This window comes from Dactylosporangium sp. CA-152071, from assembly GCF_050936335.1.
Taxonomy (GTDB): Bacteria; Actinomycetota; Actinomycetes; order Mycobacteriales; family Micromonosporaceae; genus Dactylosporangium; species Dactylosporangium maewongense.
In genome coordinates this window covers 4499922-4521068 of the sequence record NZ_JBNJMZ010000002.1, presented here as the reverse complement: position 1 = coordinate 4521068, position 21147 = coordinate 4499922, and the positions used below count along the sequence as shown (strand labels likewise).

The following is a 21147-nucleotide window of genomic DNA, read 5'->3' as shown; positions in this document are numbered from 1 at the left end:
CCTCGATCCACCGCTGATCTTGCTGTCGGTGGCTTGTGATGGCTGTTGATTGATGGTGGCTGATGGGCGGGTTGGTGGGCGTGGTTGTACTGCCGGGCGTGCCGGCCTGCTCCGGTGGTGGTCGGGCCCGGATGGGCGATCGTTCGGGTCAGGCCGTTGCGGGTGGTCCGTGGATGCGGTCGAAGAGTGTCTGCCAGGTTTGCTGCCAGGGCCAGTGGGCGGGGAGGTGCAGCACGACGCGTCTGGCGCGGTGAGCGATCCGGGCCGGGATGTTGATCAGTTGCCGGCGGATGGTGGCGGTTCGGGCGGTGCTGTAGCGAGGGCTGGTGAGGCAGCCGGCAGCGCGTAGCAGGTTGTGGGCCATCGCGGTGAGGGTGAGCCAGGCGGCGTTGGCGGCGAACCGCCCGGAGGGTAGGTGGGCGAGGGGTCCGTCGATGATGTCGGCGAAGACCTGTTCGACGATGGCGTGTCCGCGGTGGGTGAGGTCGGCGTCCACTGTGGACTCATGGGTGTCGGTGAGGAAGACGTGGTGCCGCCAGAGCTGAAACAGTTCCTCCTGGCCTTCCGGGGCGGGGTTGCGTTCCTTGACGCGGCGCACGACGAGCCGGGCGGTGACCTTGTGACTGTTGGACTCGAACGCGGTGTATCCGGTTTCGGCGACCTGCGCGTCGGAGATCCATTCGCCGGTGTCCGGGTCCTGGACAGCGCGCGGGTAGCGGACCGAGGTCCAGGCGGTCTCGTCGATGGCGGCGACCGCTGCGCGGATCTTCGGGTTGGTCTGCAGGGTCACCGAGTAGTTCACCCCGGCTTTGCGGCAGGCCGACACCACGGCGCCGGAACCGAACGCGGAGTCGGCGCGGACCAGGACCCGGCCGGTCGCGCCGCACGCCCTGGCGGTGCGGATCGCCTGCGTGATGAGCGACGCCGCGCCACGGGAGGATCCCGCGCTGCCGCCGCGTAGCCGGGTCGCGGCGATCGCCGGCGCTGACAGCGGGGTGCTGATCGTGGCGAGCAGCGGTGACAGGCCACGCAGCTTGATGTTGTATCCGCCGACCTTGGCGTGCCCGAACGACGCGCCCTGCTTGGCGTGGCCGTAGACCCTGCGCAGCAGCGAGTCCACATCCACATACGTTTGCGTCGCCGCGTCCGGCAGCAACGGCGTTGCTGCCGCGAGGGCGGTCAGCAGATCCCGGCTGGCGGCTTCCAGCTGCAGGGCGTGACCCCAGGTGAAGAACCGCAGGAACGACCCCAACGTCGACGGCGCGTACACACCGGTGAACAGCCTGCCCATCCCGCCGTGCCGCAACACGTCGAGGTCATCGATGCTGTCCGCGCCCACGCACATCCCAGCCACGACTGCGGCGGCCTTCCCGCCCGGGTTCGACCCGGTCGACATGTCCGGCCGCACCCGGCCCTCGACCAGCCCGGCCAGACCGACCCGCTCCGCCAACCCCAACACCGGGACCAACCCAGCACACGACACCAGATTCGCCTCATCGAACACCGCGCCCACCGCACGGCCAGCATGCAACAATCGCACCTACGAGATGCCCTCTCGAGCAGGATGACGGAAGCCTAGAGAACTCCCATCATCCCAGTTCAGGTGTGCCACGAACGTTGATGGAGGTCCTATGTGGACAGTGCCTCCAGAGGCGGTGCTGCGTGGAAGATGAGGGTTTGGCCCCTCGGAGCCGCCCTGTGGGGGGAGGCTCCAAGCCGCCACCTGCTGCGTTGGCTGAAGACCGTCGTGGTGAGCGAGGTGGAAAAGGCGCTGTTCAAGCGTCAGGCAGGGATCGGGAAGGCGTTGCGTCACAGCCTGTGAAGTGTCGAAAGGGAAATGGTTGACATCGAAACCGGGGCATCTGAACTGCTTCGGGATGAGTCTGGCGGTTACCCACTTACTGGCCAGGCGGTGTCCGGCATATAGGCGGCGTGAGCTCGATCTGCGGCTTTCACGTGGAACGTGGGAAGGCGAAGCCGATACGGCTGTCCGGGGTTGACCGGGCGGCGAGAGGGAGCGTTCCAGACCGGTAGCTCCGGGAGGAACTGAGTACCGATGCGGCAACGCCGGCGGACTGGCCCGTAGTAGTGGAGAAGCTCCTGCTTGACGCGGTGGGGGTGGAGCGAAGGGGCCAGGTCATCCGTGGTTCGAAGATTCGATCAACCAGGCCCGGTCCGGGTCGGGGAGGAGTCGGGTGGCCGAGCAGAAATCACCAGGCAAGCCGTTCGAGATCTCGAAGATGGAGGTCTGGCGGGCGTGGGAGAAGGTCAGGGACAACAAGGGTGCCGCTGGGATCGACCGGCAGTCGGTCGGCGATTTTGAACAGGATGTTCACAACAACCTGTACAAGATCTGGAATCGGATGTCGTCGGGGAGCTACTTTCCCCCACCGGTCAAAGCGGTGGAGATCCCCAAGGTCGGGGGTACCAGAACGCTGGGGGTGCCTTCGGTCGGGGACCGGGTGGCGCAGACCGTGGTCGCGGCGAGGCTGGAAGCTCGGATGGAACAGATCTTCCATCCGGACTCCTACGGCTATCGTCCCGGCCGGTCGGCGCTGCAAGCAGTCGCGCGGACCAAGGAACGCTGCTGGCGGATGGACTGGGTGGTGGACATGGACATCGCCAAGTTCTTCGACAGCGTCTCGTGGGACCTCATGGTCAAAGCCGTGGAGGCCAACACCGACCAGCCGTGGATCATTCTGTATGTGAAGCGGTGGCTGGCCGCGCCGATGGTCACCGCGGACGGGACCGTGATCCACCGGGAGCGGGGTACCCCGCAGGGGTCGTTATGTTCAGCTGAACATAATGAACCTTATGAACAGTGCTGGGTTATGCGCAGCGTCGGCCTGTCGGTCCTGGTCAGGGCGGAGCTGGGGGTCGAGCGCTGCGCATAACGCGTGGGTGTTCGGGTCAGAGGTTGGTGAGCCAGTCGAGCAGTCCGGGGTCTTGGTTCCATTCGGACAGGTCGTCGGAGGTTGTGTCGGTGTAGGCGGCTTCGAGGGCTTTGCGTTTCGCTTCGGTCGAGGCGCGGGCGTAGATCTCGGTGGTGGACAGGTCGATGTGTCCGAGGATGTCGCGGATGTAGGGCAGGGGGACGCCTGCTTCGTAGAGGTGCATGGCCTTGCTGTGGCGCAGGGTGTGCGGGCTGACGTCGGCGCCGGCGAGTTGCGGGTTGTCTGTCCTGGCCAGGTATTTGCTGATGACCCAGGCGATGCCGCCACGGCTGAGCTTGCTGCGGTGCTGGTTGAAGAACACCGGGTGGTCGTCGTGGCCGGGTCGGTCCAGGCGATGTTCGGCCAGGTAGGCGGCCAGGATCGCTGTCGTGTTGCCTATCAGGGGGACGTGGCGTGTCTTGCGGCCTTTCCCGGTCAGGGCGGCCATGGCGGGGGGTTCGAGACGGATGTCGCGGACGGTGAGGTCGGCGATTTCCTGGACCCTGGCGGCGGTGTCGTAGAGCGTGGCGAGCAGGGTCGCGTCGCGTCGGCCGCGGTGGGTGGACCGGTCGGGTTGAGCGAGCAGCAGACGGGTCTGCCCGACGGTCAGGTGGTTGACGCCCGGGCGGGCCTGCTTCTTGGTGGGGATGGCGAGGATGTCTTGGTAGCAGGCCATCCGGGCTGGGTCTGAAGTTCCACCCCAGGATCGGACACCGGGGTTTCATGCCGCGAGGGCGGTGGTCTGACCGTAACAGACGCGGGCCTCGTACGGGGTTCGGTGACTGAGTGTCGAATGTAGACGGTTGCGGTTGTAATAGGCAAGGTACGCGAACACGGCTCGGCGCGCGTCGGCCCGGGTGGCCCAGACCCGGGTGCCGATCTCGGCTTTCAGGGTCGCGAAGAACGATTCGGCGACGGCGTTGTCGTAGCACGATCCGACGCGGCCCATCGACCCTCTCATGTGGAGCGACTTGAGCGTGGTGCGGAACTCGGTCGAGGTGTACTGGGAGCCGCGGTCCGAGTTAAACCGAATTCGGTTTAACTCCGATTATGCCGAGTCTTGCGTTAAGCCGAGGAACCGCGGGTGGCCTGCGCTGGGTGGGTTGCTCTGTTTGGTTCCTCGGCTTAACGATCTGCTGTTCGTGGCTACTGTCCGCTGTGTCCTATGCGTTGCGGAGAGGAGACGGTCATGGACACGACGGTCGCAGGGGTCGGGTCGGTTGTTGTCGCGGAGTTGCGCGCGGCCGGCTACATGGAGTCGACGGTTGGCCAGTACAGGAAGTCGATCAGGGCGTTGAGGTGTTTCGCTGAGGGGCGTGGCGGCAGCTACACGCCGTCGCTCGGCGCTGCGTTCGCGGCGTTGACGATCAGTCCGCGCACGGGCCGGTTCAGTGCGCAGCGCAGCTTCGACTACCGGCGGCTGGTCGGTGTGTTCGATGCCTACGTGAGGACCGGCCGGGTGGACCTGTCGTGCCGTAAACGCGGTGGGGGTGGTGCACGGCCCGCTTCGGGTGAGTTCACCGCGCTTGCCACCGCGTGGGACACCGACACGGATGATCGTGGACTGGCGCCGGCTACCCGCGATGCCTATGGCCGGGTGGCCCGTGCCTATCTGGTGTTTCTGGAGTCACGCGGGATCCGCTGTCTTGGTGATGCCGACGGCGCCAGCGTGTTGAGGTTTCTGGAATCACTGTCCGGCAGGTGGGCGACGTCCTCGTTGTTCTGGGTGGTGTCGAACTTTCGGCCGTTCTTGAAGTTCACCGGCCGCAACGATCTGGTCGACGCGGCCGGGCTCGCCGTGGTCAGGCGGTCCCACACGATCCTGCCGGTGCTTCCCGACGAGGTTGAACGCCTGGTCGTGCATGCATGCGCGACACCGGCGATTTCCGCGCGGGACGCCGCGATCACCCTGCTCGCGATGACGACCGGGCTGCGCGCGTGCGACATCATCAACCTGCGACTGGCCGACATCGACTGGCGTGCACGAACCGCCAGCCTCGTGCAGCAGAAGACGCACAACCCGCTGACCGTGCCGCTGACCGATCTGCTGGTCGGCAGGCTCGCCGACTACGTACTCGACGAACGGTCCGACTCGTCCGACGACCACGTGTTCCTGCGCCGCGTGGCGCCATATACGCGACTGTCCGACCACGCATCGATCCACCGGGTGATCACCACTGTGTTCGGCAAGGCAGGCGTCACCGACGTGAAGGCCGGCACTCGCCTGTTGCGCCACAACGCCGCGTCGCGGCTGCTGCGCGCGGCGGTCCCGTTGCCGACGATCTCGGCCGTGCTGGGCCACGCGAGCCTGGAATCGACCGACCTGTATTTGAGCGTCGATGAGGATCGTCTGCTCGACTGCGTCCTCGACGTCCCCGACGGGACGCGCTCGTGAAGGCCGACGGCTTCAGCAGTTCCCTCGCGCCGCAACTGGAGGCCTACCTCGCGTTCAAGGAGAAGATGGGCTTCTACGGCGCCTCCCGGAGCTGGTACCTGAAGCAGTTCGATGCCTACTGCGCCGCACACGAGCGGACCGTCTTCGACCGCGACACGGTCGAGGGATGGGTCAGCCAGCAGTTGACCCGTTCGGGGCGGTACCGGTCCTGGATGTCCTACATCCGCGACGCCGGCCGATGGCTGCGGGCCCACGGGCAGCGTGACGCCTATGTCCTGTCCGATCGGTGGAAGGCCGCAGTCGTTCCCGCCCACCCCTACCTGTTGAACAAATACGAGATCGAGGCGTTCTTCGCGGCCGCCGCAACGCTGCATGCCGCGTCCCCGTGGCGGTGGCAGGCGGTCGCGTTCTTCACGCTGATGCACTCCTGCGGGCTGCGGACCGGGGAAACCCGCCAGCTGCGCCCCGAACACGTGCACCTGCGTGACCGCAACCTCGACATCTTGGCTTCCAAAGGCAACCGCTCCCGACGCTTGCCGATCACCGGCGCAGTCACCGAAATCCTGGCAGACTGCGACCGGGTCACCCGCGCCCGGTTCGGCCCCACGCGGAGCACGTTCTTCGTCTCCGCGGCCGGCAACCAGGTCACCGCCGCGACCGTCGGGAAGATGTTCAACCGTGTCTGGGACCAGGCCGGTCTCCCACGGCTGGTGAGCGGTCAGCAGCCCCGGCCCTACGACTTCCGCCATCATTTCGCCTACGCCAACGTCGACCGCTGGACGACCCAAGGCAAAGACGTCATGGCGATGCTTCCCTACCTGGCCCGCTACATGGGCCACGCGGACATCGAGTCGAGCTTCTACTACATCCACACCTCCCCGCAGTTCCTGCACGCCTACGCCGACCTCACCACCGCGAGCCAGTCGTTGCTACCGGAGGTCGGGTTCGATGAAACGTGACCCGGCAACCGGCGCCCCGGACTTCTACCGCTTCGCCCGGGACTACCTGCACACCTACCTGCCCACCGTCGCCCGACGCTCACCGAACACGATCGAGGCCTACCGGATCAGCCTGGAATGCTTCCTGCGCTACCTCACCGAGCACGACCACATCGACCGCGCCGACGTGACCTTCGACCACTTCGACCGGCCACACCTCAAAGGCTGGCTGGCCTGGATGGCCGACCACCGGCACTACGCACCGAGGACCGTCGCGTTGCGGCTGACCACCATCAAAGCGTTCCTGACCTACTGCTCCGCCGAGGACATCACCCTCGTCGCGCTCAGCCAGTCGGCCAAGACGCTACCCGCGCCGGCCAGCGCGAGAAAGCCGATCGAGTACCTCACCGAACCCGAGACACGGGCCGTGCTCGCCGCCTTCACCGGCCGCACCGCGAAGTCGCGCCGGAACCGGATGCTGCTGATCCTGCTCTATGACACCGCAGCCCGCGTCGGTGAGATCACCAACCTGACGCTGCAGGACCTCCACTTGGGCAAGCCCGGACACGTCATCCTCACCGGCAAGAGGAACAAAACCCGCGTCGTCCCCCTCACCGGCAAGGCAATCCAGCACCTGAGCGCCTACCTCGCCGAGTTCCACCCCGGCACGACACAGCTTCCTGCGACCCGGCCGGTCTTCTACAGCCTGCACAACGGCAAGCCGACAGCACTGTCGAGCGACACCGTCGCCGCAGTGCTCACGCACGCCGCCACAGCCGCGCGCCAGAAATGCTCCTCAATCCCGGAGAACATCCACTGCCACATGCTGCGCAAGACCAAGGCCATGGACCTCTACCAGCAGGGCATCCCGTTGCCGGTCATCATGCGGCTGCTCGGCCACGAGAACGTGTCCACGACCGCGGCGTTCTACGCCTTCGCCACCATCGACATGATGCGGCAAGCCGTGGAAGCCGCCACCCCTGCAATCGACTCGCCAGCCACGCAGCAACTCACCGACGACAGACTCCAGGCCCTCTACAGCCTCCGATGACACGCCCCCGTTAAGCCGAGGAACCAAACAGAGCAACCCACCCAGCGCAGGCCACCCGCGGTTCCTCGGCTTAACGCAAGACTCGGCATAATCGGAGTGGAAGATGGCCCGTGGCTTGACCAGACCGCGCCGGTGGGCCAGCTCGACCGCGTCGCACACGAGGTCGGCGCGCATGCGCTCGGCCATCGCGTAGCCGACGACCTCGCGGTTGAACAGGTCGATGGTGGTGGCCAGGTAGAGCCAGCCTTCCTGGGTGGGCAGGTAGGTGATGTCGCCGACGAGGCGGTGCCCTGGAGCGGGCGAGGTGAAGTCGCGGCCGATCAGGTCCGGCGCGGGCGCGGCGGTCGTGTCCTGCTTGGTCAGCGACCGCCGTCGGCGGCGGGTGATGCCGACGATGCGGCGTTCCCGCATGATCCGCTCGACGCGCTTACGGTTGACCCGGCGGCCGCGCCGGCGCAGCTCGTCCGTCACACGCGGCGAGCCGTAGGAGCCCTTGTGCTCGCCGTGGATGGTGCGGATCTCGGCAGCGAGGTCGTCCTCGGCCTCAGCACGCTCCTGACGGGCGGGCTGGGCAGCGACCCACTCGTAGTAGCCCTGCCTGCGACCGACCGCCAGAACGCGGCACAGCCGCGTGACGCCATAGGTGGCGTGGTGCCCGGAGATGAACCGGTAGCGGTGGATCATCGACCCATCTGACTCGAAAATATCCGCGACCACCGGCTCAGGCTGCCGCGATGGGGTCGAGGCGGACGGTGTAGCCGAGGTTGTTGAGTTGGGTGACGAGTCGTCGGGTCTGTCTGGCGGTGCCGGCGCGTTCGGTGAAGTAGTTGGCGCCCAGGTCGTGGTAGGCGACGTCGTGTGTGAGCATGTGCCAGATCGCGATCAGCATCGAGTGCTGAACCGCGACGATCGCGCGTTTCTTACCGCGGCGGGAGGCCACCCGTTTGTATCGGGCCGCGAGGTAGGTGTCCTTGGTGCGGGTGACCGCCAACGCGGCCTCACCGAGCGCGGCTCGCAGCGCGGCGTTGCCGTTGCGGGTCTTGCCGGACAGTTGCTTGCCGGCGGACTCGTTGTTACCTGGACACACCGCTGCCCACGAGGCCAGATGGCCGGCCGACGGGAACACCGACATCGTGACACCGATCTCGGCGATGACCACCTCGGCGATGCGGGTGCTGATCCCGGGGATCGTGGCGAGCAGGTCGGCTTGACGACGCATCGGCGTGATGTGGTCGCTGATCCGCGCCGAGATCCGCTCCACGGTCAGGGCCGCGGCGTCGATGCGGTCCAGCATCGCGCGGACCAGGAAGGCGTGGTGGTCGGTGAACCGTCCGGTCAGCGCCTCGACCAGCTGCGCCCGTTTGGACTTCATGCGTCGCAGCGCCATGTCGGCCAGCACCTGCGGGTCACGTTGCCCCGCGATCATGGCTTCCAGCATCGCCCGGGCGGACTTGCCGAGCAGATCCGCCACCACCGCGGACAGCTTGATCCCGGCGTCTTCCAGCAGCTTCTCCAACCGCGCGATGTCCCGCACCCGTTCCCGCACGACCTCGGTGCGGTAGCGGGTCAAATCCCGCAACTGCCGGATCGGCGCCGGCGGCACGAAGCTTGGCCGGACCAGACCGTGCTGCACCATCCGGCAGATCCACTCCGCGTCGATCACATCGGTCTTGCGCCCCGGCACGTTGTGCAGGTGCCTTGCGTTGAGCAACTGGACGTCGAACGCGTCTTCCAACGCGTAGTACGGCGGCTTCCAATACGCTCCGGTGGCCTCCATCCCGACGGTGGTGATTCCTTCAGCGGCCAGCCAGTCCCGCAGCCGCAACAGATCACCGGTCATCGTTGTGAAGGTGCGCACCTCGACCCGCCAACGGCCGTGCGCGTCCGGCACCCGGATACATGCCTTGACATCACGCTTACCGACATCGATGCCTGCGCATCGCACAACGATGACCTCCACCAGCACCCTCCGACTCGCGAATCATCCGAACCGCCCAGGGGCACCCGACAGGCCGAAGAATCTGACTCACGTGCTCGAAGCAACACTGCGGGGAGCCTGTCACGCGGGCACCCAGCGTCATACTCCTTCTCGGGCGCGCAGCACCACGATGGAACGACGTCGCCGGGCGGCCCACCATTTTCTCCCCGCGGGGAGGCGCGCAGCGCCCGGACTACTCCTTCGCAAAATACTGAGCCGCCTTACGGAGAATCTCCTTCTCCAGCTCCAGCTCAGCGACCTTCTTCCGCAACCGGCGCAGCTCCTCCCGCTCATCCGCGCTGACCTGCCCGCCGCGCTCGGAGCTGCCCCCGCCGCCCGCGCCGGCCTGCTCAGCCCGCTTGGCGACGTTCACCCAGTTGCGCAGGGTCTCGTGGTTCACGCCGAGCTCTCGGCCGATCTCACGAATCGTCCGGCCAGGCGACGAGCGGACCAACTCGACCGCATCCCGGCGGAACTCCTCGGGGTACTTCGATGGACGGGGCACCAGGACATCCTTCCCCAGACCAACTGTCTGGTTTCAGGGTGTCCGGTCCGCAGGTGGAACTTCAGTCCTCGGTTTGCATCCAGGTGCAGAACGAGCTGATCGCGGCCAGTCGCTGGTTACGCGTCGACGCGCTGTTGTGCCGGCTGGCCTCGAGCCATTCAAGGAACCCGGTGATAGCGGCGGCATCGACGTGATCGAGGGTGAGCTTGGCTGCGGGGATTGACCTTTCGTCGCGCAAGTAGGCGATCAGGAGTTTGAACGTGTCGCGGTAGGACGCGACCGTGTTGGGTGAGCAGCCGCGCATCCCGGCCAGGTGCGTGGTGAGGAAGCGGCGCAGGAAGACCGCGAAGTCAGTAGCCATGGCACGGCCCTGTGGTGAGGGGCGGGACGACGTCGCCGGTGGCCTGCTGGACTCGGGCGGTGACGTCCGGGTAGGACTCGGCGGTCAGCCTGAGGTAGTAGGCGGTGTCGGCGATCGAGGAATGGCCCAGGTAGGTTTGCAGGACCGGCAGCAACGCGCCGACGTCCTGGCCGTGGGCGAACCAGGAACGCAGGTTGTTGACCGCGAAGGTATGGCGGAGATCGTGGACGCGGGGGCCGTGGCCTCGACCACCATGAGAGATGCGGGCCTGCCACAGAAATCGGCGGAAGTTCTTGTCGATGTTCCCGAGTGTCAGCGGCTTTCCGGCCGTGCCGGGGAAGAACCAGTCTGCGCCCGAGCGGCCGGCGACGTGGGCGTGGTAGTCGGCGAGCCTCACGCGCAGCGGCGCACTGACGGGCACCTGCCGGTCTTTGCCGCCCTTCGCGTCGCGGATCTGCAGCACGCCGGTGGTGATGTCAACGTCGTCGACGCGCAGCAGGCGGGCTTCGGAGGCACGCAGCCCGCAGGCGTAGATCGTGCGGAACAGCACTGGCATGACCAGATGCCGGAACGGGACCTGGGAACAGGAGTTGCAGCGGTCGGTCTGGGTGAACAGGGCCGCCAGTTCCTGATCGGTGTAGATGTGCGGGACGTAACGGCCGGGTCTGGGCAGCGCACCTTTGGGCAGGACGTAGGCCGGCACGCCCTGGCGGTGAAGCCACCGGGCCAACTCCCGCACCGGCGCGGCCAGGCCCTGCAGGGTCGCCGGCGTGACTGCGCGCCGCCGGGCGGCCGCGAGCCACGCCTCGACCGAAGCCTCGGTGGGCGCGGCCAGTCCGGGGAACTCGCTGCGGCAGAACGCGGCGAACCGGGCCAGCACCCGTTCTTCGGCTGCGTATTTGTAGCCGAGGGCGCGTTTCTGGGCGACCAGCGCCGTGATCGCGTCGGTCATGGTGATGTCGGCGCTCATCGTGACGCCTGCTGCACCGGCGCGTCCGGGTCCAGGGCGCACGTGGCTAGCAGACCCAGCGACGACTTCAAATACACGCCAGTCGACTGCACCGACCGGTGACCGAGGATGTCGGCGATCTGCTCGACCGGCGTGCCGTCCTCCATCAACCGAGTGGCCAGGGTGTGCCGCAGCGAGTGCATGCCGTGGCGGCGTTGCTCACTCACCGCAACGTGCGCCGCCCGGGCGTGCTTGACCAGGATCTGATGCAGATGGTCCTGCTCGGAGAACGGTCCGATCGGAGCGTGGTGCCGCAGGAACACCTGCGGGTAGTCGCAGACCGGCCGACCATGACGGATGTAGTCGATCACCGCCCAGCCGACCTCTTTGAGCAACGGCAACTGCACCCGGTGCCCGGTCTTGGCCTGCGCCACGCTCAACCGGTTGCCCGGCCAGTCGAAGTCGGCGAACTCCAGCCGTCTGACATCCACGCCGCGCAGCCCGAGCCTGGCGATCAGCACAATAATCGCGTAGTCCCGCTTCCCGCACGGATTGCCCCGGTCGATCGCGTCCAGGATCCTGGCCACGTCGCCGGGATCCCACACCGACGGGACCCTGACCCGCTTGCTGGACCGCACCGCCGGGACCGCTTCCAGGACAGCGGCGTCGACCAGGCCGCCGGCGCAGGCGAACCGGAGGAAGGACCGCACCGCGCACAGTTTCTGCTCGACAGTCTTGACCTGGTATCCCGCGAGGGTGGCGACGAACGCCTGGAGCGTCGCGGCGTCGCAACGAGCCAGCCCGCCATGGGTGCCGGCGAACGCGACGAACTCCCCGGCCACCGTCGCATACACCCGCACGGTCGATACGGCGCGGTCAGCGGAGCGCAGCCACGCCTGGAACCGCACGACCGCGTCGGCGCCCTCCCCGTCCAGCTTGGCCACGGACCGGGAGTAGCGGCGCAGCACCGCCCCGTGCAACGCGTAATCGCCCAGCATCTGCGCGACCCTGAACAGATAGATATCATTCGGTTTGAGCGCGCCCGCCCGCTCCTTGTCGAAGAAGCCACACGCCTCATCGACCCACGCCATCGCCACGTCCAGGAAGAACTCCTCGACGCCACGGGCAGCGAAGAACCTCTCCATCCGGCGCCAGCAGCCCCGATACCAGACCAACGTCGAGTCCTTGTAGCCCAGACGCCGCAACTCCGCGTCCAAACCCGACACCAGCGCAGACACAGCCGTCATCACAGCCGACCTCCGATCACGCGAGCCGGCACCATGCCGACCCTGATCAGATCCTCGGCGCGTTATGCGCAGCGCTCGACCCCCAGCTCCGCCCTGACCAGGACCGACAGGCCGACGCTGCGCATAACCCAGCACTGTTCATAAGGTTCAGCGGTGTCACCCGTGCTGGCGAACCTGTTTCTGCACTACGCGCTGGATGCGTGGCTGGTACGGACGTTTCCGGACGTCGAGTTCGCCCGCTACGTCGACGACGCGGTGGTGCACTGCCACAGCGAGGCCCGCGCCATCCAGGTGCGGGACGCGATCGCTGAGCGCATGCAGCAGGCGGGCCTGCGGCTGCACCCGGACAAGACCCGGATCGTCTACTGCCAGGACAGCAACCGGCGAGGCTCGTATGAGCACACATCGTTTACTTTCCTGGGCTTCACGTTTCGGCAACGAGGAGCACGTAATCGGCGGGGCCAGACCTTCAGTGGGTTCCTGCCAGCGCGCAGCGACGTGGCCCAGAAGAAGATGAACGCGACGGTGCGATCGTGGAAGCTGCACTACAAGACGACCCTGACGCTTGACGACCTGGCACGGTGGATCAACCCGATCGTGCGAGGTTGGATGCAGTACTACGGAGCGTTCTACCGCTCCAAACTGCACCCGCTGCTGGAGCGCATCAACGCCTACCTGATGCGGTTCCTTCGTCGCAAGCTCAAACGGTTGCGGAGCAAGAAGAAGGCCCTCCAGTACTGGAAGAGGACCGTTGCGAGGCGGCGGGGCCTGTTCGCGCACTGGGCATGGACCACCTCGCTCACGACCGCCTGGTGACCAGGGTGACAGGAGCCCGGTGAGCCGAGAGGTTCACGCCGGGATCTGTGGGAGCCGGAGGGTGAGGCCCCCTCCGGCCACCCGACAGGGCATTTCCCATACCCCGAACACCATCACATCTCGATACCTGTCGGTGGATCGAGGCTAAGATCATCGATGTGCACCGCCGCGGCGCGGGCAGCGGTGCGCCGGGCATCGCGGGCGGAAGGCTCCAACCGGGAAGAGGGGCCGCAGCGTTTGTGTCCGTGTGCTATCCGTATGTGCACACGGATCGGGGGATGCGAATGCAAGCTGGCGAGCTGACGTCTGCGCTGCTGGGTGCCGCCACATGGTCGGATGCCATGGTGGAGGCCGCGGGCATACCGGTTGTCGACGTGCCGTTCGTCTCCGTCGGTGGGGGCATCGGGTCGTTCGTGACCGTCGACTACCTGCGGGTCGCGGGGGTGCCGGTGTCGGATATCCGCGTCCTGTCCAACATCGACCATCCCTGGCAGACCTACCAGTACCTGACCCGGGTGTCACAGATCCCGGAGCGGGAGCGGATCCGGTCCGACTCGTCGTCGCGGCCCGACAACATCTGGGGTTTCCCGTCGTACGCGCTGAGCGAGGCCTGGCGGGACCGCACGCTGCGGCCGCTGGTGCACGTCCTCGGTGAGCCGCTGTTCGCGGACTACTGGACCCCGCGGGCCGGGGACGTGTTTGCCGGAATGCGGCGGGAGTCGGCGCGGATCGGGTACGAGCAGATGCGCGTCACCGGAGTCGTCCGGCTGGTCCGGCGGCGCGACCAGGGCGGCTACTTCACGATCCTCACCCCGCCGGCGGGCAGCGGACCCACGAAGCGGGTCGCCTACCGGTCCCGGTTCGTGCATCTCGCCGTCGGGTATCCGGGGCTGCGGTTCCTGCCGGACCTGCAGGCGTACCGGGAGCAGCACAACGACTTCGAGCGCGTCGTCAACGCGTACGAGCCGCACGAGCACGTGTACGAGTTCCTCAAGACCCGGCCGGGCACGGTCCTCGTGCGCGGCGGCGGGATCGTCGCGTCGCGGGTGCTGCAGCGGCTGATGGACGACCGGGAGCGGCACGGGCTGCAGACCACGGTCGTGCACCTGTTCCGCACGTTCGTGACCGGCGCACACGGCCCGCACCTGTGGGCGCGCCGCAAGGGCGGCGACGGCTTCGCGTACCAGGGATTCAACTATCCGAAGTCGGTGTGGGGCGGGCAGCTGAAGGCGCGGATGCGGCGTCTCGACGGGGAGGAACGCGCCGCGCTGTACCGCGAGATGGGCGGTACGAACACGCCGAAACGCCGCCGCTGGCAGCAGCAGATGCGCAAGGGCCGGGTCGAGGGCTGGTACCGCGCGTCGCAGGGCACGGTCCAGAAGGTGTGGCCGGACACCGACGGCACGCTCGTCAGTCTGGTCGACGGCGACGCCGGCAGCCGGGAGATCCGCGCCGACTACATCATCGACTGCACCGGCCTGGAGGCCGACATCGCCGAGCACCGGGTCCTCGCCGACCTGCTGGAGCACGGCGGCGCCGGCCGTAACCCGCTCGGCCGCCTCGAGGTCGAGCGGCACTTCGAGGTGAAGGGCACCGCGAGCGGCGACGGCGCGCTGTACGCGTCCGGCGCGACCACGCTCGGCGGCTACTTCCCCGGCGTGGACACGTTCCTGGGCCTGCAGGTCGCCGCCCAGGAGATCGCCGACGACCTGGCCCGCCGCGGCTGGTGCCGGCGGATCGGCCCGGTCCGCTCGACGGTGCAATGGGTGCGCTGGGTGCTCGGACGACCGGTCTGAAGGGGACGGAGACAGCTGATGGTGCCGATTCTGCTGGGTCGTATCCAGACCCGGATCTTCCTGCTCGCGATCGTGGGTTCGGCGGTGACCGCCCTGCTCACCCCGGTGCTGCCGGGCGACGGCGCACTCGCGGACCGCTACCGCGCGACGTTCATCGTGCTCGCCGCCGTCGCCGTCCTCGGCATCGGCTGGGAACTGCTCTATCACCTGATCATGCAGTTCCGCTGGGAGAAGGACTGGCCGTCGTTGTTCGGCCTGTTGTCGGGTGTACCGGAGGCGATCGTGCTCTGGCTGCTGCTGGACGCGGAGCTGGTCCCCGGGATCGCGGCGGTGCCTCCGCTCGCGACGTTCGTCGTGCATTTCACCGTGGTCTGGGTCGCCGTGTGGCTGGCCGCGAACGGGCCGATGCGGGTGCCGTTCCTGCGCTGGCGCTTCCGCGGTGGGCGGCTCACGTGAGCGCGCCGATGGTGCAACCGTTGCCGGGCAACGGTCTGGTGGCCAGGGCCGGTGACCTGTTCGTCGTGTGCGAGCCGGCCGGCTGCGAGGAACTGCTGGCACTGCTCGACCGGGTGGCGGCCGACGGCGGCGACGGCGCCGACCTGGCCCGGCACACCGCGGAGCTGCTGCCGGCCGGCGAGCTCAGCTGCGCCGTGGGCGGGATGACCGGCGACGGCGGTGTCGCGGTGTTCGTCTGCGGGCACGGCGTGGCCGAGCTGGCCGGCCCGCACGAGGAGGTCCGGCTGTCCGGTCCCGTGCCGCAGCAGCGGCAGGTCGCCGGTCCGGTCTCGCGGCTGCGCCTGGCGCTACCCGGTGCGGGTGCCGCGCATCCGTACGCCCGCCTCGGCGCCGGCGTGGTCACCGGTGCGGGTCTCACGGCCCGGTTCGCGCGGCCGCAACCGGCTCCGCCGCCGGCCCGAGCTGAGGACAAGGGTGCGCCGTTCCAGTCGGTACTGCTGCTGCCCGGGCAACCCGTGCCGCCGCCAGACGACGTGCCGGTGGTCGACACTGTCGCCCTGATCGAGGGCGTGGACTGCAAGAACGGCCACTTCAACGATCCCGGGCTGCGGTTCTGCCAGCGGTGCGGGATCGGGATGCTGCAGGTGACGCACGTGACCCGGCTCGGGCCGCGGCCGCCGCTGGGCGTGCTGCTGCTGGACAACGGGATGACGCTGCGGGTCGACACCGACTACGTCGTCGGCCGCGAACCCGCGCAGGACCCCGACGTGCTCGCCGGGCGGGCGCGCCCGCTGCGCATCGCCGACTCGCACGGCGGAATCTCCCGCCGGCACCTGCGGGTCAAGCTCGCCGGCTGGGAGGTGCGGGTCGTCGACCTCGGCTCCGCCAACGGCACCTACCTGCAGGCACCCGGCGAGGCGGAGGCGCACCGCGTGCCACCCGGCGACTCGACGGTGCTGCGGCCCGGCTCGAAGGTCCTCTTCGGACGCCGCTGGCTGCGGTACGAGTCGCACCGCAATCCGTGAAGCCCGGGAAACCCATGACCTGGAAGCCAGAGGGGAGCGCCGCGCAGATGCACGGCATAGCCGACTACGAGTTCGTCCGGCCGTTGGGCTCCGGCAACAACGGGCGGTTCTTCCTTGCCCGGCGCCCGCAGCGGCTGCCGGTCGACGTCGAGTATGTCGCCGTCAAGGTGCTGTCGGCCGAGTCCACCGACACCGCGTTCCGGCGCGCGGTACGGGAGCTGACCGCGTTCAGCACCGTGCAGTCCCCGCACCTGGTCGCGCCGTTCGACGCCGGCCAGCAGGACGGCAGCTTCTACTACTCGATGGAGTACTTCCCGGCCGGTTCGCTGGCCGCGCCCGCGCAGCCGGTGACGACCGCCGAGGCGCTGCGGGCCGTCGCCGACGCCGCCCGGGCCGCCGCCGCCCTGCACGCGGCCGGCATCGTGCACCGCGACCTGAAACCCGGCAACGTGCTGCTGCACCCGCAGGGCGGCAAGCTGTCCGACCTCGGGCTGGCGCAGGTCTTCGCCGAGGGCGTCACCATCACCGGGATGGGGCCGCTCGACTCGGTCGAGTACATCGACCCGGCCGTCCTCATGGGCGGTCGCAGCGTGCCGGCCACCGACGTGTGGTCGCTCGGCGTCATGCTGCACCGGGTCGTGGCCGGCACCGGTGTGCACGGCGACCTGCCCGCCGGCGACGGCCTGCTCGCGCTGCGGCGGGTCCTGTCGGTGCCGCCGCAGCTCAGCGACCGGCTCCCCGGGCCCGTCGCCGCCCTCGTCCGCGACTGCCTCGCCCCGGCGGGGGAGCGCCCGTCCGCGGCCACGGTCGCCACCCGGATCGACGGGCTGGCATGACCGCGCACGCCGTCGGGCAGCTGCTGCTCGGGCTCGCCGCCATCATTCTGCTGGCCCGTCTCCTGGGGGCGATCGCCCGCAAGCTCGGGCAACCGGCCGTCATCGGCGAGATCCTCGCCGGGGTGCTGATCGGGCCGTCCCTGTTCGGCACCACCGTCAGCGACCTGCTGTTCCCGATGGACATCCGCGGCGCCCTGGCCGGGCTCGCCAATGTCGGTCTGGTGCTGTTCATGTTCATCGTCGGCTATGAGGTCGACCTCGCCGCGGTCCGCGGCCGCCGGCGGGCCGCCGTGTCGGTGTCCATCGGCTCGGTCGTGCTGCCGCTCGGCATGGGCATCCTGCTGGCGCTGTGGCTGGCCGGCCACCACGGCGTCACGGACGTGGCGCCCTTCGCCCTGTTCATCGGCGCGGCGATGTCGGTGACCGCGTTCCCGGTGCTGGCCCGCATCCTCACCGACCGGGACATGCTGCGCACCGAGGTCGGCGGGCTCGCCCTCGCCAGCGGCGCGGTCGACGACATCATTGCCTGGACACTGCTGGCCGGCGTCGTCGCGTTCGGCGCCGGCGGCGGTGACGTGCCGTGGCAGATCCTGCTCGCCGTGCCGTATGCGCTGGTGATGTTCCTCGTCGTCCGGCCGTTGCTGCGCCGGCTGCTGACCGCCCGCGACCGGGCCGGCCGGCTCACCCCGGACATCCTCGGCATCATGCTCGCCGGCCTGCTGCTGTCGTGCTGGGCCACCGAGGCGATCGGCGTGCACGCCATCTTCGGCGCGTTCGTGTTCGGTGCGGTCATGCCCCGCGCCGGTGGCGAGCAGCTGCGGCACGAGACCCTCGAACGGCTCGAACAGGTCAGCGTCCTGCTCCTGCTGCCGGTCTTCTTCGTCATCGCCGGGCTGCGCGTCGATCTGTCCACTGTGGGCGCGACCGGCCTGACCGACCTCGCGCTGATCCTGGCCGTGGCGATCACCGGGAAGTTCGCCGGCGCGTACCTCGGCGCCCGGCTGAACCGGATCGCGCCCCGCCGGGCCGGGGCGCTGGCAACGTTGATGAACACCCGCGGCCTCACCGAGATCGTCATCCTCACGGTCGGGCTGCAGCTGGGCATTCTCGACGAGTCGCTGTTCTCGCTGATGGTCGTGATGGCTCTGGTCACGACCGCGATGGCCGGTCCGCTGCTCGCGGTCATCTACCCGAAGACGGCCGTGGAACGCGACGCCGCGGAGCTGCAGCGGGCCGCGCTCGGCGGCGCCGGCGCCTACCGCGTGCTCGCGCTCGTGCCCGCGGGCGCGGCGGCGGCACCGCTGGTCTCGCTCGCCACCGACATCGCCGCCCGCCGTGACCCGGCCGAGGTCGTCCTGAGCCGGGTCCTGCCGTACGCGCAGGCCCGGGTCGAGGTCGGCACCGGCCTGTCCGGTGATCTGCTCGCGATGACGTCGTCCATGGCCGAGCTCGCCGATCTGGCCGCACCGGTGCGGCAGCGGGGACCGGCGGCGCCCGTGCTCGCCCGGTTCAGTGCCGACCCGGCCGCGGAGATCCTCACCCAGGTCGGTACCGCCGAGCCCGACGTCCTGGTCGTCGACGCCGGCCAGGACGGTTACCAGGCGCTGCTTGACACCGCCGGACCGACCCTGGTCACCGTGGTGACGGAGCCGCCGCAGTCGTGGAGCGCGGTGCTCGTGCGGGCCGGTGGCGGTTCCGGTGGTTCCGGCGTTTCCGACGGCGAGGCGGCTCTGCGCGTCGGTGCCGAACTCGCCGCCGCGCACGGCGTCGAGCTGATCGCGGACACCGGCGGCAAGCCGTCCCGCCGCATCGCGGCCGTCATCGAGGAGCTCGGCGCCCGCACCGCGCCGATGCCGGACCCGGCATCGGCGCTGGTCATCACCGCCGGTGATACGGGGACGGCGCATCTGCGGGTACAGGGTCGCCGGGAGCCCCCCGCAAAGCGCAGAATCACGTCGACCACAACGCCGACACCCGCGGGAGCACCACAGCAATGACGGGCAACCAGGCACCACCACCGGGATCGCCGCTCCGTCCGGGCGATCCCCGGCAACTGGGCAGGTACGCGGTGATCGGCCGCCTCGGCGAGGGCGGCATGGGCACCGTGTACCTCGCCCAGGCACCCGACGGCCTCCTGGTCGCGATCAAGGTGGTCCGCACCGACCTCGCCGACGACGAGGAGTTCCGCCGCAGGTTCCGCAGCGAGGTCGACCGCGCCCGGCAGGTGCCGCCGTTCTGCACCGCCGAGGTCCTCGACGCCGACCCCGACCACGAGATGCCGTACTTCGTCGTCGAGTACGTCGACGGGCCGAGCCTCGCCACCGTCGTGCGGGACAAGGGCCCGCTGTCCCAGTCGAACCTGCACGGACTCGCGATCGGGGTCGCGACCGCGCTCACCGCGATCCACGGCGCGGGCGTCATCCACCGCGACCTCAAGCCCAACAACGTGCTGCTCGCCGCCGGCAGCCCGAAGGTCATCGATTTCGGTATCGCCCACTCGGTCCAGGGCACCAGCGGGCACACCCGCACCGACCAGATCGTCGGCACCATCTCCTACATGGCGCCGGAGCGGTTCGGGTCGGCGGGGGCCGGCAGCGCGCCCGTCACCCCGGCGGCGGACATCTTCTCGTGGGGCGCCGTCATCGCGTACGCGGGCACGGGCCGGACCCCGTTCGGCTCGGACGCCGCACCGGTGGTCGCCGCGCGCATCCTCACCTCGCCGCCCGACCTCACCGGGCTGTCCGGGATGCTGCGCGGGCTGGTCGAGCAGGCCCTGGCCAAGGACCCGGCCGATCGGCCGACGGCCCGCGAGCTGCTGGAGCAGCTGCTCGGCCCGGGACCGGCACGCTCACCCGACCTGGCAGCGGCGCTGGCCCGCCAGCCGGACCTGCTCGTCGCCGCCGAGGAGGCCCAGGCAACCGGCCGGACCGCCGCCGTCGTCCTCGGCGCGAACGAAACCACGCGGATCGCGCCGCCGCCCGGTCCGCAGAAGGCCGACGTTGCGATTTCGGCGTCGCCGGTACCGGCAACGTCGGCGCCTGCGACATCGGCGCCTGCGACATCGGCGCTTTTGACGTCGGCGCCGCCGAACCGGGGCCGCCGGTGGGGCCGGGCCGCGCTCGTCGTGGTCGCGGTCGCCGCGCTGGTCACGTCGCTCACCATCGTCGGCATCGCGTCCGGGGCGATCGACCTGCCCAGCAGTTCCGCCGGCCGGTCGCCGGCACCGAGCACGGTGGCCCAGACCGCGTCTCCCACCGCCGACCCCCTCGGCCCGGTGATCATCGCCGACCCGCTCAGCGTCGAGAAACTGTGGCACCCCAAGGACGACAAGCCCAACAACGCCTCCTGCACCTTCGCCGGCGCGCTCATCGTCACCCGGAGCACCGGCGGCTCCTACCGCTGCCTCGGCCCCCAGGACGTCATCGCCGACTTCACCGCCACCGTCGACGTGAAGCTCCGCGACGAGGGCAGCTGCGCCGCGGTCTGGTTCCGCTTCGACGGCTCCGGCTACGCGCTGCGCATCTGCGCCGACGCGTACTCGCTGGTGGCCCACGGCGCCACGGGCGCGGCCGCGATCAAGGAGCTCGGCCGGTTTCCGCTCACCACCCCGATCGCCTACGGCGAGGCGACCACGGTCGGCATCGCCGCCGCCGGGACGAACCTCACCTTCACCCGGGACGGCCGGCCCGTCGGCAGTCTGACCGACACCATGTTCAACAAGGGCCGCGTCGTCCTCGGCATCTTCCAGGAGTCAAAGCCCGAAACCCCGCCGCCGTACTCCGTGCTGTTCTCCAACATCGAGATCCGCAAGCCGGCCGGCTGACCCTGCACGACGTGGCCTTCGGGTCCCGGCCGGTTCGA

19 protein-coding genes and 1 pseudogene are annotated in these 21147 nt (G+C 69.0%); 11 read left to right on the top strand and 9 right to left on the bottom strand.

All coding sequences use genetic code 11. From position 1 onward, the window contains the following. Positions 1–148: 148 nt before the first annotated feature. A complete protein-coding gene (locus tag ACQEVZ_RS59935) occupies positions 149–1540 on the bottom strand; it encodes an IS1380 family transposase (RefSeq protein WP_433385993.1) in 1392 nt (463 codons plus the stop codon). 655 nt (positions 1541–2195) lie between these two features. Between ACQEVZ_RS59935 and ACQEVZ_RS59930 the strand changes: the two genes are divergently transcribed. Further along, positions 2196–2894, top strand: a complete 699-nt coding sequence (locus ACQEVZ_RS59930) for a reverse transcriptase domain-containing protein (RefSeq protein WP_433376118.1) — start codon at positions 2196–2198, stop codon at positions 2892–2894. 16 nt (positions 2895–2910) lie between these two features. Here ACQEVZ_RS59930 and ACQEVZ_RS59925 read toward each other — a convergent pair whose 3' ends face one another. Together ACQEVZ_RS59925 and ACQEVZ_RS59920 are read right to left on the bottom strand one after the other, a co-directional pair. Next, a complete protein-coding gene (locus tag ACQEVZ_RS59925) occupies positions 2911–3609 on the bottom strand; it encodes a tyrosine-type recombinase/integrase (RefSeq protein WP_433376115.1) in 699 nt (232 codons plus the stop codon). Between the two features lie 45 nt (positions 3610–3654). Then, positions 3655–3882 (bottom strand): integrase core domain-containing protein, encoded by a 228-nt coding sequence (locus ACQEVZ_RS59920; protein ID WP_433376112.1) that lies wholly within the window; start codon positions 3880–3882, stop codon positions 3655–3657. Positions 3883–4122: 240 nt separating this feature from the next. Here ACQEVZ_RS59920 and ACQEVZ_RS59915 point away from each other — a divergent pair, with 240 nt between their 5' ends. From ACQEVZ_RS59915 to ACQEVZ_RS59905, 3 genes are read left to right on the top strand one after another with little or no spacing between them, the layout of a single operon-like run. Continuing rightward, on the top strand, positions 4123–5328 hold the full coding sequence (locus ACQEVZ_RS59915; protein ID WP_433376451.1) for a tyrosine-type recombinase/integrase: 1206 nt from the start codon (positions 4123–4125) through the stop codon (positions 5326–5328). Then, on the top strand, positions 5325–6287 hold the full coding sequence (locus tag ACQEVZ_RS59910) for a tyrosine-type recombinase/integrase (protein ID WP_433376454.1): 963 nt from the start codon (positions 5325–5327) through the stop codon (positions 6285–6287). The genes ACQEVZ_RS59915 and ACQEVZ_RS59910 overlap by 4 nt, the downstream gene beginning before the upstream one ends. Further along, positions 6277–7317 (top strand): tyrosine-type recombinase/integrase, encoded by a 1041-nt coding sequence (locus ACQEVZ_RS59905; RefSeq protein ID WP_433376457.1) that lies wholly within the window; start codon positions 6277–6279, stop codon positions 7315–7317. Before ACQEVZ_RS59910 ends, ACQEVZ_RS59905 begins: the two co-directional genes overlap by 11 nt. A gap of 99 nt (positions 7318–7416) precedes the next feature. On the opposite strand, the pseudogene ACQEVZ_RS59900 reads toward ACQEVZ_RS59905, so the two are convergent. From ACQEVZ_RS59900 to ACQEVZ_RS59875, 6 genes and pseudogenes are all read right to left on the bottom strand, one after another. Further along, positions 7417–8001: pseudogene (locus ACQEVZ_RS59900) on the bottom strand (IS3 family transposase); the annotation flags it as partial. A 37-nt stretch (positions 8002–8038) separates the two neighbouring features. Next, on the bottom strand, positions 8039–9277 hold the full coding sequence (locus ACQEVZ_RS59895) for an IS110 family transposase (protein ID WP_433376106.1): 1239 nt from the start codon (positions 9275–9277) through the stop codon (positions 8039–8041). Between the two features lie 211 nt (positions 9278–9488). Continuing rightward, positions 9489–9800 (bottom strand): transposase, encoded by a 312-nt coding sequence (locus tag ACQEVZ_RS59890; RefSeq protein WP_433376103.1) that lies wholly within the window; start codon positions 9798–9800, stop codon positions 9489–9491. Between the two features lie 61 nt (positions 9801–9861). Beyond that, the gene (locus ACQEVZ_RS59885; protein WP_433376100.1) at positions 9862–10161 is read right to left on the bottom strand and encodes a site-specific integrase; all 300 of its coding nucleotides are present in this window, start codon (positions 10159–10161) and stop codon (positions 9862–9864) included. Continuing rightward, a complete protein-coding gene (locus tag ACQEVZ_RS59880; protein ID WP_433376097.1) occupies positions 10151–11131 on the bottom strand; it encodes a tyrosine-type recombinase/integrase in 981 nt (326 codons plus the stop codon). The genes ACQEVZ_RS59885 and ACQEVZ_RS59880 overlap by 11 nt, the downstream gene beginning before the upstream one ends. After that, on the bottom strand, positions 11128–12357 hold the full coding sequence (locus ACQEVZ_RS59875; protein WP_433376094.1) for a site-specific integrase: 1230 nt from the start codon (positions 12355–12357) through the stop codon (positions 11128–11130). Before ACQEVZ_RS59875 ends, ACQEVZ_RS59880 begins: the two co-directional genes overlap by 4 nt. Positions 12358–12510: 153 nt before the next feature. Between ACQEVZ_RS59875 and ACQEVZ_RS59870 the strand changes: the two genes are divergently transcribed. From ACQEVZ_RS59870 to ACQEVZ_RS59840, 7 genes are all read left to right on the top strand, one after another. Then, the gene (locus ACQEVZ_RS59870) at positions 12511–13173 is read left to right on the top strand and encodes a group II intron maturase-specific domain-containing protein (protein ID WP_433385990.1); all 663 of its coding nucleotides are present in this window, start codon (positions 12511–12513) and stop codon (positions 13171–13173) included. Positions 13174–13451: 278 nt separating this feature from the next. Further along, positions 13452–14969: a hypothetical protein gene (locus ACQEVZ_RS59865; protein ID WP_433385987.1), complete on the top strand. Its 1518-nt coding sequence runs from the start codon at positions 13452–13454 to the stop codon at positions 14967–14969. Positions 14970–14987: 18 nt separating this feature from the next. Further along, positions 14988–15425: a hypothetical protein gene (locus ACQEVZ_RS59860; RefSeq protein WP_433385984.1), complete on the top strand. Its 438-nt coding sequence runs from the start codon at positions 14988–14990 to the stop codon at positions 15423–15425. An 8-nt stretch (positions 15426–15433) separates the two neighbouring features. Beyond that, positions 15434–16450 (top strand): FHA domain-containing protein, encoded by a 1017-nt coding sequence (locus ACQEVZ_RS59855; RefSeq protein ID WP_433385981.1) that lies wholly within the window; start codon positions 15434–15436, stop codon positions 16448–16450. Positions 16451–16464: 14 nt separating this feature from the next. Next, positions 16465–17286 carry a protein kinase domain-containing protein gene (locus ACQEVZ_RS59850; protein WP_344508889.1) on the top strand — a complete coding sequence of 274 codons (822 nt, stop codon included), beginning with the start codon at positions 16465–16467 and terminating at the stop codon, positions 17284–17286. Continuing rightward, on the top strand, positions 17283–19283 hold the full coding sequence (locus ACQEVZ_RS59845) for a cation:proton antiporter (protein ID WP_433385978.1): 2001 nt from the start codon (positions 17283–17285) through the stop codon (positions 19281–19283). Before ACQEVZ_RS59850 ends, ACQEVZ_RS59845 begins: the two co-directional genes overlap by 4 nt. Positions 19284–19354: 71 nt before the next feature. After that, positions 19355–21109 carry a serine/threonine protein kinase gene (locus tag ACQEVZ_RS59840; protein WP_433385975.1) on the top strand — a complete coding sequence of 585 codons (1755 nt, stop codon included), beginning with the start codon at positions 19355–19357 and terminating at the stop codon, positions 21107–21109. Positions 21110–21147: the final 38 nt, after the last annotated feature.

Coding starts and splice junctions, on each gene's coding strand:
- ACQEVZ_RS59925 (WP_433376115.1), bottom strand. CDS start 3,609: ATGGCCTGCTACCAAGACATCCTCGCCATCCCCACCAAGAAGCAGGCC.
- ACQEVZ_RS59880 (WP_433376097.1), bottom strand. CDS start 11,131: ATGAGCGCCGACATCACCATGACCGACGCGATCACGGCGCTGGTCGCC.
- ACQEVZ_RS59855 (WP_433385981.1), top strand. CDS start 15,434: ATGGTGCAACCGTTGCCGGGCAACGGTCTGGTGGCCAGGGCCGGTGAC.
- ACQEVZ_RS59915 (WP_433376451.1), top strand. CDS start 4,123: ATGGACACGACGGTCGCAGGGGTCGGGTCGGTTGTTGTCGCGGAGTTG.
- ACQEVZ_RS59860 (WP_433385984.1), top strand. CDS start 14,988: ATGGTGCCGATTCTGCTGGGTCGTATCCAGACCCGGATCTTCCTGCTC.
- ACQEVZ_RS59865 (WP_433385987.1), top strand. CDS start 13,452: ATGCGAATGCAAGCTGGCGAGCTGACGTCTGCGCTGCTGGGTGCCGCC.
- ACQEVZ_RS59885 (WP_433376100.1), bottom strand. CDS start 10,161: ATGGCTACTGACTTCGCGGTCTTCCTGCGCCGCTTCCTCACCACGCAC.
- ACQEVZ_RS59850 (WP_344508889.1), top strand. CDS start 16,465: ATGACCTGGAAGCCAGAGGGGAGCGCCGCGCAGATGCACGGCATAGCC.
- ACQEVZ_RS59920 (WP_433376112.1), bottom strand. CDS start 3,882: ATGGGCCGCGTCGGATCGTGCTACGACAACGCCGTCGCCGAATCGTTC.
- ACQEVZ_RS59905 (WP_433376457.1), top strand. CDS start 6,277: ATGAAACGTGACCCGGCAACCGGCGCCCCGGACTTCTACCGCTTCGCC.
- ACQEVZ_RS59845 (WP_433385978.1), top strand. CDS start 17,283: ATGACCGCGCACGCCGTCGGGCAGCTGCTGCTCGGGCTCGCCGCCATC.
- ACQEVZ_RS59875 (WP_433376094.1), bottom strand. CDS start 12,357: ATGACGGCTGTGTCTGCGCTGGTGTCGGGTTTGGACGCGGAGTTGCGG.